At 34.0% G+C, this 12,237-nt stretch carries 11 protein-coding genes and 1 pseudogene; all 12 read left to right on the top strand.

All coding sequences use genetic code 11. The features are described 5' to 3' along the window. Positions 1–9: 9 nt before the first annotated feature. Positions 10–1,014: a flagellar motor switch protein FliG gene (locus ILS93_RS12295; RefSeq protein ID WP_048561266.1), complete on the top strand. Its 1,005-nt coding sequence runs from the start codon at positions 10–12 to the stop codon at positions 1,012–1,014. Further along, positions 1,001–1,690 (top strand): FliH/SctL family protein, encoded by a 690-nt coding sequence (locus ILS93_RS12290; protein WP_222660598.1) that lies wholly within the window; start codon positions 1,001–1,003, stop codon positions 1,688–1,690. Before ILS93_RS12295 ends, ILS93_RS12290 begins: the two co-directional genes overlap by 14 nt. Continuing rightward, complete coding sequence (gene fliI / locus ILS93_RS12285) at positions 1,687–2,991, top strand: flagellar protein export ATPase FliI (RefSeq protein WP_222660596.1); 1,305 nt, start codon at positions 1,687–1,689, stop codon at positions 2,989–2,991. The genes ILS93_RS12290 and fliI overlap by 4 nt, the downstream gene beginning before the upstream one ends. A gap of 116 nt (positions 2,992–3,107) precedes the next feature. Beyond that, entirely contained in the window at positions 3,108–3,518 is a 411-nt protein-coding gene (locus tag ILS93_RS12280; RefSeq protein ID WP_014893159.1) for a hypothetical protein, read from the top strand. Between the two features lie 10 nt (positions 3,519–3,528). After that, positions 3,529–4,644 (top strand): flagellar hook-length control protein FliK, encoded by a 1,116-nt coding sequence (locus tag ILS93_RS12275; protein ID WP_222660902.1) that lies wholly within the window; start codon positions 3,529–3,531, stop codon positions 4,642–4,644. A gap of 3 nt (positions 4,645–4,647) precedes the next feature. Further along, positions 4,648–5,220: a flagellar hook assembly protein FlgD gene (locus tag ILS93_RS12270; protein ID WP_222660593.1), complete on the top strand. Its 573-nt coding sequence runs from the start codon at positions 4,648–4,650 to the stop codon at positions 5,218–5,220. 21 nt (positions 5,221–5,241) lie between these two features. After that, positions 5,242–6,555 carry a flagellar hook protein FlgE gene (flgE, locus tag ILS93_RS12265; protein ID WP_222660591.1) on the top strand — a complete coding sequence of 438 codons (1,314 nt, stop codon included), beginning with the start codon at positions 5,242–5,244 and terminating at the stop codon, positions 6,553–6,555. A gap of 49 nt (positions 6,556–6,604) precedes the next feature. Further along, positions 6,605–6,943: a DUF3964 family protein gene (locus ILS93_RS12260; RefSeq protein WP_222660589.1), complete on the top strand. Its 339-nt coding sequence runs from the start codon at positions 6,605–6,607 to the stop codon at positions 6,941–6,943. Between the two features lie 225 nt (positions 6,944–7,168). Continuing rightward, positions 7,169–7,654 (top strand): LysR family transcriptional regulator, encoded by a 486-nt coding sequence (locus ILS93_RS12255; RefSeq protein WP_222660587.1) that lies wholly within the window; start codon positions 7,169–7,171, stop codon positions 7,652–7,654. Positions 7,655–7,929: 275 nt separating this feature from the next. Then, positions 7,930–8,838 (top strand): chemotaxis protein, encoded by a 909-nt coding sequence (locus tag ILS93_RS12250; RefSeq protein WP_222660585.1) that lies wholly within the window; start codon positions 7,930–7,932, stop codon positions 8,836–8,838. A gap of 623 nt (positions 8,839–9,461) precedes the next feature. After that, on the top strand, positions 9,462–10,409 hold the full coding sequence (locus tag ILS93_RS12245; protein ID WP_222660900.1) for a DNA-binding domain-containing protein: 948 nt from the start codon (positions 9,462–9,464) through the stop codon (positions 10,407–10,409). 1,153 nt (positions 10,410–11,562) lie between these two features. Continuing rightward, positions 11,563–12,237: pseudogene (locus ILS93_RS12240) on the top strand (hypothetical protein); the annotation flags it as partial.

Genomic DNA, 12,237 nt, shown 5'->3' with positions numbered 1-12,237 from the left:
GGAACAACGATGTTAGATGAAATCTCCTCCAAAGAAAAAGCTGCCATCCTTATTCGTACATTAGAAGAAGGGGTGGCAGCAAAAGTCATTGAATATATGACGGCTGAGGAAAAAGAAGTATTACTTCGTGAAATCGCGAAGTTTCGTGTATATAAACCGGAAACGTTAGAAAATGTACTAGGGGAGTTCTTATATGAATTAAATGTAAAAGAATTAAACCTAGTGACTCCAGATAAAGAATATATTCGTCGCATATTTAAAAATATGCCAGAAGACGAACTAGAAAAATTATTGGAAGATCTTTGGTATAACAAAGATAATCCGTTTGAATTCTTAAATTCACTTGCAGATTTAGAACCACTTCTTACTGTACTTAATGATGAGTCGCCACAAACGATTGCGATTATCGCTTCTTATATTAAACCGCAGCTTGCTTCTCAATTAATTGAGAGATTACCAGATCATAAGCGAGTAGAAACGGTAATGGGGATTGCGAAGCTAGAGCAAGTTGATGGTGAATTAATAAATCAAATTGGTGATTTATTAAAATCAAAATTAAATAATATGGCATTTAATGCAATTAATAAAACGGATGGCTTGAAAACAATCGTAAACATTTTAAATAATGTTTCACGAGGTGTTGAAAAAACAGTCTTTCAAAAGCTGGATGAAATGGATTATGAGTTATCTGAGAAAATTAAAGAAAACATGTTTGTATTTGAAGACTTACTCGGACTTGAAGCTCTTGCACTTCGTCGTGTATTAGAAGAAATTACAGATAACGGTGTTATTGCGAAAGCACTTAAAATTGCAAAAGAAGAAATTAAAGAGAAATTATTTACATGTATGTCTTCAAACCGTAAAGAGATGATTCTAGAAGAATTAGATGGCTTAGGACCGCTTAAGATGACGGATGCTGAAAAGGCACAGCAAACGATTACAGGCACAGTGAAAAAGCTAGAGAAGGAAGGAAGAATTATCGTTCAAAGAGGTGAAGATGATGTCCTTATTTAAAAACAGAATTCCGAAGAATTCTGTTTCTTTTTCTGAAGAAACGTATGAATTACAATTTCCAAAGCCAGCCGCAGTTCATATAGAAGAGGAAGAATTACAAGTTGATCATGCAGAACTTCGCGCGCAACAAGAATCGTTACATATGGAAATGAATCAACTAAGGCAAGAACAGCAAACGCTAGAAAGAGAGCGTCAACAGCTATTGCAAGATAAAGAAGAATTTCAAATGCATATTCATGAACAAATGGAACAGATGGAAGCAGCACGTATGCAGTTTCAAAGAGAACAACAAGAAACAGCATATGAATGGACAGAGTTATTATGGAATCAATCTTTTCATCTAGCAGAAAAAATTGTAAATCAAGCGGTGGATTCACGATTGCTTGATGTGTTACCCATTTTAACTGGCATCGTTCAAACGTTGCCTACTTCGTTTGAAAAATTAGTCATTACAGTACATCCAGAAACATTTGAACGTATTCAAGAAGAGAAGGAAAATACGAAAGAATATTGGCTACTACAATTAGTAGAATGGAAATATGATTTCTCCTTGCAGTTCGGTGAATTTGTTCTGGAAGAAGAGAAAGAGTTCTTTGAATTTAAATTTGCACCTATATTTGCGAAACTTCGCCAAAAATGGGAAGAAGAGAAGTTATTTGAGGAGCAAAATGTATGAATCGACTATTAATGAATGAAAACCAAAAATGGAATACATTTATTGAAACGCCGTTTTATACGAAAGTCGGTAAAGTTCATAGTGTACAAGAACAGTTTTTTGTAGCGAAAGGGCCAAAGGCGAAAATCGGTGATGTTTGTTTCGTTGGAGAACATAATGTTTTATGTGAAGTAATTGCAATTGAAAAAGAGAACAACATGTTACTTCCATTTGAACAAACAGAAAAAGTATGTTACGGAGATTCAGTTACATTAATTGCAGAAGATGTTGTCGTACCTCGTGGTAATCATTTACTCGGAAAAGTGTTAAGTGCAAATGGCGAAGTGCTAAATGAGGATGCAGAGAATATTCCACTACAAAAAATAAAACTAGATGCCCCGCCTATTCATGCATTTGAACGTGAAGAAATTACCGATGTATTTGAAACGGGAATAAAATCTATTGATTCCATGCTAACAATTGGCATCGGTCAAAAGATTGGTATTTTTGCAGGTTCGGGTGTTGGTAAATCTACTTTACTCGGAATGATTGCGAAAAACGCAAAAGCTGACATTAATGTTATTAGTTTAGTAGGAGAACGTGGCCGAGAAGTAAAAGACTTTATTCGAAAAGAATTAGGTGAAGAAGGAATGCGAAAAAGCGTCGTTGTTGTAGCGACGTCAGATGAAAGTCACCTAATGCAACTTCGTGCAGCGAAACTCGCGACATCTATTGCTGAATATTTCCGTGATCAAGGTAATAACGTACTACTTATGATGGACTCTGTTACTCGTTTTGCTGACGCGCGTAGAAGTGTTGATATTGCCGTTAAAGAGTTGCCGATTGGTGGTAAAACACTTTTAATGGAAAGTTATATGAAGAAGCTATTAGAGCGCTCTGGGAAAACACAAAAGGGATCCATAACAGGTATTTATACCGTACTCGTTGATGGAGACGATTTAAACGGCCCTGTACCAGATTTAGCGCGTGGTATTTTAGATGGACATATTGTATTAAAACGTGAGCTTGCGACACTTAGTCATTACCCTGCTATTTCAGTGCTAGACTCAGTGAGTAGGATTATGGAAGAAATCGTTTCGCCAACTCATTGGCAACTTGCAAATGAAATGAGAAAAATCTTATCTGTTTATAAAGAAAATGAATTGTATTTTAAATTAGGGACGATTCAAGAAAATGCAGAAAATGCTTATGTTTTTGAATGTAAAAACAAAGTGGAAGGTATAAATACGTTTTTAAAACAAGGTCGATCTGATAGTTTCCAATTTGATGATATTGTTGAAGCGATGCACCATACAGTATAAGACCTCTGCCAAAGAGGTCTTATTTTTTTGTTTTTTAATATTTCACAGATTTTTTTGGAAAAAAACTATATAATAGAAAAAGAGAACGTTATAATAGGAAGGGGCTATAAAAACAGGTGGATAAGCAGCAGTACGACACGATAAAATTGCAAATAAATCAAGAAAAAGAACAGATTTTGAAAGAAGTGTATGAATTAACAGCTGAAAAAAGAAAAATAGAACAAAAAAAAGAATATGATTTATATGTTGTAAAATCGCGTAGTAAAGTCGTACAAACTGGGCAGCGTATAATGGCTGGCATGCTTTCGTCACATACGTTTTCACCTGAAAGAATAGAAGAGTGGAATCGGAAAATTAAAAAAACGGAAGATTTTATTCAAAAAAATGAAAGCCTTTTAGAACAGGTAAAAGAAAAAGAACGTGTCATTGATGAGATGTATCAAGAAGATTGTAGAAAGCTTGCAAAAGTACGAGAAAAGCAGGAAGAAAAAATGCTTCTTGATTTGAAAATGTGTATGAATGGATGAGGTGAATATAGTGATACAGTCTGTATTACCGGTGCAACAAAGTTTACCTCCGCAAAAAGAAAAAGGGCTAGAAGTACAATCAAAAAGTGAAGATTCTTCATTCGATCGTACGATGAGAATGGAAAATAAAAAGCAGCCGAAAACGGAGAAAATGAAACGAGAAGAAGCACCAAAAGAAGAAAAAAAAGAATATATTCTTTCTAAACAATCAGTAACGAAAGAAGAGCCAATTGTAAAGAAAGAAGAAAAAAAAGAGACAGAACAGTTACTATTAGCTGTATCTGAGCAAATGGTTGCAATTGAGCAATTACGTGTGCAACCGGAATTGTTATATCAATACATACAAAAAATACAAGAGCTATATAAAGAATATGGGAATATAAAACTTAACGAATTACCCGCCAATGAATTACAACAGTTGCAAGAGCTTCTTTCAAATATGAATATCAAAAATGCTATATGTTTAGAAGATACAATGCAAATGGTATTAGATAAAATGAAGATGCCGGAGCAAACGATGCAAGCATTAAAAATTATAGAAACAGAAACTTGTAATATTGCAAAGAAACAAGAAGATTCCAAAGGCTTAGATGTAGATCCTCCAAAAGCTGAGGGCGATGATGTAAAGATAGAGTTGCCTGAAGGTGATGTGTTAAACGATTCGAGTTCAACGGGTGCGGAGTTACTAAATAAAGCAACGGGTACGGATCAAATAGGAAAATCAAATAGTGGCGCTGAGAAAGTTACGTTACCTGACTTAGGAAAGAAAATGGAAGCACAAGTAGAAGCGTTGCAAAAATTTGTAGTGAAACAAGAGCGTGTTTTATTTCAGTTAAACCCAGAAAAACTTGGTACATTAACGGTGTTTATGAAAAAACAGGGAGATCAAATTGATGTTCACGTAGAAATGGAAAAACATGATGCGAAAAAACGTGTTGAAATCATTTTTGATGAATTGAGATTGAAGTTAAAAGAAAAAGAAATCAATATTCAAATTAGCTATTCAGATAAAGATGAAAATCGAAAAGAACAGCGAGAACAAGAGCAAAGACAAAAACAAAAATTAGCAAGTACGAAACATGAAAAACAACATGCAAAAGAATTTGCGGGATTATTGGAGGAATAAAGTGTGCCAACAGTTGGATTAAATACAACGAGTACAAATCATATTCCGTTACAAGCAGGAGCACAAACAAAAAACGCATCTATTACTGGTGCACAGTCGACAGCTCAACAAGCAAACGGAGTATCAGCAAGTACTCAAAAAACACCCGGTATTATGGATAAAGATGATTTCCTGAAACTTTTTTTAGCAAGCTTTCAACATCAAGACCCGTTTAATGCGATGGATATGAACCAAATGATGAACCAAACAGCACAGCTATCGCTTATGGAGCAAGTACAGAATATGACGAAAGCAGTAGATAAACTGCAATCAACGATGTATTCGACGGCTCTTGATGGAGGGATGAAGTTTTTAGGAAAGTACGTTAGAGGTGTAAGCAATAATGGAAAGCAAGTGACTGGTCAAGTGGAAACAGTTCGACTTGCTGAAAATAACGATGTGCAACTTATTGTTGATAATCAAATTGTCTCACTTCGTTTCATAGAAAGGGTTTCTGATAAACCGATAACAGAAACTAATCCGGAAGATGAGAAGAAAGATGATATAGAAAAAAATGAAGAGGTTAAGCAAGATTAATAAAAGGAGTGTACAAAGGTTATGATTAAAGCGTTATATACAAGTATTACAGGGATGAATGCAGCACAAAATGCATTAAGTGTTACTTCAAATAATATTGCAAATGCACAAACAGTTGGATATAAAAAGCAAAAAGCTATTTTTGATGATTTGCTATATAATAATACGGTTGGTTCACGTGGTGATGGTGCTTATGCTGGTACGAATCCAAAGAGTATTGGTAACGGTGTAAAGTTCAGTGGGACATCTACAGATTTTAGTGATGGCTCTATTACTTTAACTAGTGATAAGATGGAGACAGCGATAGAAGGAAACGGTTTGTTTTTAGTTGGTGATCGTAATGCTGGAAATGTAGAGTATACGAGAAAAGGGTCTTTTAGTGTATCGAAAGATAGCTATGTTACAAATACAGGTGGACAGTATGTACTAGGTTATGGTGTAAAAACAGGAACACAAGAAGTAGATTTTTCTTCACGACCAAGCCCAATTCATATTCCAATGGGATCAGCTGTTGGTGGGATTCAAACAGATAAAGCGACAATAGGCGGAAACCTTCCTAGAAACCAAAATGCATTATCCCACGAATTCACAGTTTTTGATGCGGAAGGGAACTCGTTAACGTTACGTGTAAATATTAAGCAAAAGACTGAATCAGAGATTGTAGATGGTAAAGAAGTTAAAAAACCGAAGGCAGGTGAATATACATATTCAGTTTCTGTAAGAAATGATTCTAAAAACGAAAAAGAATTTAAGCCTATTGAAGGCATGCCGGACGACAAACCCCTTATATTTGATACATTAGGAAATTTAAAGCAAACAGATGAACCTGTACAAAAGGATCCAGTAACTGGTGAAATTACTAATGGTGGAACCGTTACGATTCCTTTTGGTGATGGTCTGACACTAGATTTAAGCGGTTTAACAAATTATCCAACGGGGAAAACTATTTCTACAACAGAAGTAACGGGGCGTCCAGCTGCAATTGCAAATGACTACTCTATTTCTGACGGCGGTTTCGTTATGATGAAATATTCAGATGGTAGTATGAAAGTTGTAGGACAACTAGCTATAGCTACATTCCCGAATTCAGGTGGATTAATGAAAACTGGGAATGGAAATTACGTTGCGACACCATCAGCGGGTATTCCGGGGATAGGTGTTGCTGGTGAGAATGGTGCAGGTAATGTACGAGGATCAGCAAAAGAAAGTTCAAACGTAGATTTATCGGTAGAATTCGTTGACTTAATGCTTTATCAACGCGGATTCCAAGGAAATGCAAAAGTAATTAAAGTGTCAGATGAAGTATTAAATGAAGTTGTAAACTTAATTCGATAATATATCATAAAGTAAAATTGTAATGTAGTAGAAAGGGTTTTTTATTCGTATGACGACAAGACAAGAGCGAATTTTACAATTGCCTTTTTTCGAAAATAAATGTGAACTTGCAGAGCAAGTGTTAAAAATGGAAAGAGAAGAGCATATATATTTACCGGATCAATTTGAAATCAAGCAAGTACCTGCATATTCATTTGGTGAAAAGCAATCAATTATTGGCCGTATTCATGAGTTTTATTTCGTAAGTGTTGGTAGCGAAGGAGAATGGAAGTATCAACTGTTTAAGGACGAGATGAAGTGCCGTGAGTTTTTTATTACACTATCAGGAATAACGGATCAGCAGATTGCATTTTGGTTCAATAACATCGAGTTGTTGAAAAGTTCTTAAAAAGCTTTTAAAAGCCCTTTTTTAGGTTTTGAGAGAGAGGATCTGGCGGTTAGTGCTTATGTGGGTGCTTGACCGTTGTTTAAGACCAGCGATATGGAGAGTTACTAGGTTAGTTTAAGATTTAAGCGAAGTGTAGTATGAATAATACCTGTAGTCTTAGCGTGTTAGATGGACTAATAAGTTTATTTGTGACGATAGATTTCTATAAAAGGAGAGGTGAGGAGGATGGCGCAGAATAAGTATCGCGTTACATTCATTTCGCCAAGTGAGGTTGAGCAGCGGACTGTAATGGCGGCGAGTAGTTTGCCAGATTTAATTCGTAAAGTAGAGAGTATTATTGCAGATCTGAACGGTTATTTTGTAAATGATAAAAAAAATAATTGTTATTTTAAAGTGATTAAAGATAATGTTACGTTTATTCAATATGAGTTACTATTTTCGGATAAGGAAATTCATATTGAAAAATTAAAACATATAGCACCAGCTATATTGAAACAATTATTTAAAAAAATAAATGATCCAGAATTATATGCACTCGCGCTATTGGATGTTGATATAGCGACGAAAGAATATGTGTTAGAAGAAATGAATCCGGAGCTAAGAATAAGAGTAGAAACGGAACTTTCGAAAAAATGGGAAGCACTGCCGACAGAAATTGTGGGAGCGCAAGAAGTTTTATTAGAGGCAATTGCTTCATTTATACAAGATTAAGCGTCTTTTTAAATAAAGTGAAACTTTAATTAGTGGGGGATGTTCATGCCCCACTAATTATGAGGTGAACCAATCGGGCGTTTACGGGAATGTGATCTCCTACCTAACTTCTTTTCTCTAGCCAATTTTTGAGGTGGGGATTTTACTACCCGCAAATAGCGGGATAAATAAATCGTTCAACTATCTATATTTTTTATATAGGTAGTTGACTTTTTCGGTTTAATAAAGCTTAATAATTAGATATACGGAATTAATGGAAGGGGAGCGACACCTTTATGTCACAAGCACAAAGTATTTTATTAGAAAGTGGAACAAATGAATTAGAGATTGTCACATATACTGTTGGTGACAACCTATTTAGTATCAACGTAATGAAAGTACGTGAAATCATTAATCCATTCCCTGTTACAACTGTGCCAGAATCTCATCATGCAGTTGAAGGTGTTGTTCAAGTACGTGGTGAAATTTTACCTGTTATTAACTTAGCAACGGCTCTTAATTTAAAATCGACAAAGCCACTTGATCAAACGAAATTTATTATCTCAGAATTAAATCAAATGAAGGTTATTTTCCGCGTTGATGAAGTGCATCGTATTCAACGTATTTCGTGGGAACAAATTGATGAACCAGCTTCATTATCTATGGGATTAGAAGAAACGACATCTGGTATTGTAAAGCTAGATGGGCAAATCATTTTACTATTAGATTATGAGAAAATTGTATGCGAAATTAGTGGTACTGGTTATGATAATAAATCACTTGCAGGGTTAGAACAGAAAACAGATCGAGCTGAAAAAGTTATTTATATTGCAGAAGATTCAGCGATGCTTCGTCAAATATTAGAAGAAACATTATCATCAGCTGGATATACGAAAATGAATTTCTTCAGCAATGGTGCAGAAGCATTAGCACAAATTGAAAAGTTAGCGAAAGAGCAAGGTGAAAAAATGTTTGAACATATTCACCTGCTAATTACTGATATTGAAATGCCGAAAATGGACGGACATCATTTAACAAAAGTTGTTAAGGATAGTGAAGTAATGAATCGTTTACCGGTTATTATTTTCTCTTCATTAATTACAAATGAATTATTCCATAAAGGCGAAGCTGTAGGAGCAAATGCGCAAGTAAGTAAGCCAGATATTCAAGAGTTAATTGGTTTAGTTGATAAGTTAGTGCTTTAAAAGCTTTTATTGGCTGGAAGAGAGAATCTAGCGAGGTCAGTGCCTAATAGAGCCCTATACGATTAAGACCAGAGATATGGAGTAGTTTTAGGTCAGTAGAAGAATAGAGCCTTTAATTGAGGGTTTGAAGAACCGATATACAACTCTATTCTTTTAGTAGGGAAGGAGGGAACTAGCCATGTGTAAGTAGTACTGGCTAGTTCCTTTTTAGTATTCTATACTCTGTATAGGCGGAAAGATGGGACGTTTTGGAGTGTTTGTGGCTGTATGAATAGTCTCTACTTCGAGATTTTCAATTCGTTTAATAAATAAATAGCGGGCTTGTTTATTTAAAAATATAAGAGAGCGTATTTTTGGAATATGCTAGTAAGGTTGCGTAGTAACGCAAACTTTTTCGGTGAAAACATATCCTAAATACCATATAATATAATTAATATGTAATTATACATATTAATTAAAAGTAATTTTTCTATTTCTATACTTTCTATACATTTTTGTATGTTTAGTATTTGACAGATAATTTTGAAATGTTATAATATGGATATACAAAAATTGCTATTTTCTGAAATGACATGGGAGTCGGATGAGAATTGTGAAAGGATGAGGGGGGAGTGGCACAGATTATGTATCACCACACAGCAATCAATGTATTAAATCTTTTACAAAACATGTCAAATAATAAAATGAACGATGTGCAACTAGAAGAGGAATTAAAAAAAATAGAGAAACAATTCCGAGTAGAGTATGAAGAATTAGTTGATTTATATAATAGAATGGTATTATTTCAAATAGAAATAGAAAAACATGGCGGGATGCGGGTATATGAAAAATCAACAATTACATGGCTGAAGTCTGAGCTAGAGTTACTGTATGAAGTGTATCAATTTTCACAACGTCACGGTTTAAACATTATTAATATTTCAAAATACGTTAGTAAAAAAGAACTAAATCTTTTTCCAAAAACAGCAAGTCAATTACAAAATACGTATTACAAATTAAAAAAATGTGAAATACCGTTTGAAAATATTGAAAAACAAAAACCAGGACGAAAGCGAAAATATACGCCTGTAAAAGAACCGATTGTTGAAATGAAAAAAGAAAACAAACAAGAAGTAAGAAATGAAGTTCCAAATACAGAGAACGAAAAAAGCCTTGTAACAGTTATATCTGGTATTGTTGATAATTTTGAAACGATTAGCCAGTGTAGTGAAAGAAAAGAGCATGAACTACATCAGTTCATGGATGGGATCTATAAGCTTTCTAGCATGGCTGCAGAGCGTTCAAAAGGTGAAAGGAATGCTCGTGGTCTTGAAGGTGAGTTACATGTATTACGAGCTGAAAATGAAAGGCTCAAGCGAGAAAAGGAAGAGCTTGTTCATGATATAAAAGAAATGACGCATCATTTAATTCATTTCATTACGAGCTCTGATATTGATCAAATTCGCACATTGCCATTCTTCGTAAAAGAATGTAAACAGGATTTGCATAAATTAGGGTTATATAACGCACAAGACGGTAAAATGAAAATTATGGTTGATCGTAGTGGACAGGTTATGACTGTAACACAGTAATAAAATTTGGGTACAAAATAAAAGGGAGGTACATAGTTTATATGTATTTCCCTTTTGTTTTGTATGGAATCGTTCCGGGAAAAGGTGGAATATGTGAAAATGAAGCATTTAATTAAAAAAGAGATAAGGCTTCTTTCCGAGGTGAAGATATTCGAAAAGGAATGATTTTTAGGAAACGAAGAGTTTATATCAATCTAGGTATTTCATTTCTTCTTTGCTACATTTGATTACAGCGAAGTACCAGTTGTGAAAAAGTGTTAAGTAAAAGAAGGTATATTAATTACAATTGGTGGTGTATCAGTAGAGAATGATAACTGTTTACCAGCTTAGATACATTAGTTCTCTTTAATATAGTTGCTATGTGGTTAGAAAGTGTCACAACAGTAACTTTATTAAAGAGAAAAAATATTATTGGTAAAATCTAGTATCCGCACCTGGATACTTAGTGAAAAATCACACGTGAAACGAAAAAGAACATTACTGGAGAAGATTTTCTAAAACCTATCCATGTAAAAGATTTATACGAGCAAAGCTAGATTATAATTAAGAGCAATTATTTCCCTATCCATCAAGGTTAGATGTTCTCTATCCATTGCAGGGTGGAATATATTTACTGGTATTGTACACTTTACCCACTAAATAAAAATCGATTATTGAGTACTATAGCTTAATCCATATAGATAATTTGTTCTGTTAATATTTGAAACTCGTTATCTATGCAAATCACGGTTTCTTTTTGAAGCGGTAACATTGGAAGGGTGAGCAACTAATTAAAAAATATTTATACCTGTATGAGCACAACTCGTAATTAAGATATTCTATAGACGAGTAGAAACAACATTTAGTTATTTGTTAAAATTTTCAAGTTAGTATTCATTCGATATTGGGTTTCATATAAGGGGATTATGAGAATATATGAAAGTTGCTTGTATTTTTATTAGCTACTAGTTTGAAAATCAAATTTTAAGTGAAACAATTCTCAGAAATACTTTAAATGATAGTTAATTAAATTTTTTTATAAAAAAATTTAATTAACTATCTAGCATATTTTTAAAAAAAGTAGGATAATATAAATCGTTAATATATAGTATTGTAAAATAAAAATATAAAATTATTTTTATAAATAAAAAATAAGATTTGGGAGGCTATAACAATGAAAAATAAAAATACGAAATTTTTAACAGGTCTTGGTATGAGTTCAATATTATTGATGTCTGCTATTCACCCAACTGCTACAGCTTTTGCAGCAGTAGAGAAATCTGGTGATCTAAAAGCGACATATGTAAAAATAGAAAATAAAAAAACTGGTGATACAGATTCGATTCAAGTAAGTGAATTGGAAACAGGGGATAAAGTAAGAGTTTATAGTACAATCAAATCTACAGAGATATTAGCAGAGGGTACAGTAGAAGATCAGGGTAAATCTTTGACAATTTCTAAGAAGGATTTATTAGAAGCAAAAGGTGGAACAGTGTATGTCACTGTGACGAAAAAAGAAAAGGAAGAAAGTTCCCGAACAGCGATAAAATATACTGCGGAGCCAGTAACAAAAGCACCTGCTGTAAAAATGATAACAGTAGTGAATAATAAAGCAAGTGTAGAAGATGAAGTAAAAGTGGAAGGTGTAAAAAAAGGGGCTACAGTAAGAGTTTATGATGCTGCTAGTGGAGGGAAAGAGCTAGGCAAAGCAATTGTAAAGGGCGATTCTGAGCTAGAAATCGGTATAGTGAAAATCAAACAAATTGCAAAAAATGCAAAAACTACTGGAACAGTATATGTAAGTGTTGAAAATGAAGAAGAGTTAGAAAGCTCACGAACAGCAGTGAAG

Source organism: Bacillus sp. 16GRE42 (assembly GCF_019837435.1).
GTDB lineage: Bacteria > Bacillota > Bacilli > Bacillales > Bacillaceae_G > Bacillus_A > Bacillus_A wiedmannii.
The sequence above is the reverse complement of the archived record's forward strand: the minus strand, read 5'-3'. Positions and strand labels throughout refer to the sequence as shown.

Coding starts and splice junctions, on each gene's coding strand:
- ILS93_RS12250 (WP_222660585.1), top strand. CDS start 7,930: ATGTCACAAGCACAAAGTATTTTATTAGAAAGTGGAACAAATGAATTA.
- ILS93_RS12255 (WP_222660587.1), top strand. CDS start 7,169: ATGGCGCAGAATAAGTATCGCGTTACATTCATTTCGCCAAGTGAGGTT.
- flgE (WP_222660591.1), top strand. CDS start 5,242: ATGATTAAAGCGTTATATACAAGTATTACAGGGATGAATGCAGCACAA.
- ILS93_RS12290 (WP_222660598.1), top strand. CDS start 1,001: ATGTCCTTATTTAAAAACAGAATTCCGAAGAATTCTGTTTCTTTTTCT.
- ILS93_RS12245 (WP_222660900.1), top strand. CDS start 9,462: ATGTATCACCACACAGCAATCAATGTATTAAATCTTTTACAAAACATG.
- fliI (WP_222660596.1), top strand. CDS start 1,687: ATGAATCGACTATTAATGAATGAAAACCAAAAATGGAATACATTTATT.
- ILS93_RS12295 (WP_048561266.1), top strand. CDS start 10: ATGTTAGATGAAATCTCCTCCAAAGAAAAAGCTGCCATCCTTATTCGT.
- ILS93_RS12260 (WP_222660589.1), top strand. CDS start 6,605: ATGACGACAAGACAAGAGCGAATTTTACAATTGCCTTTTTTCGAAAAT.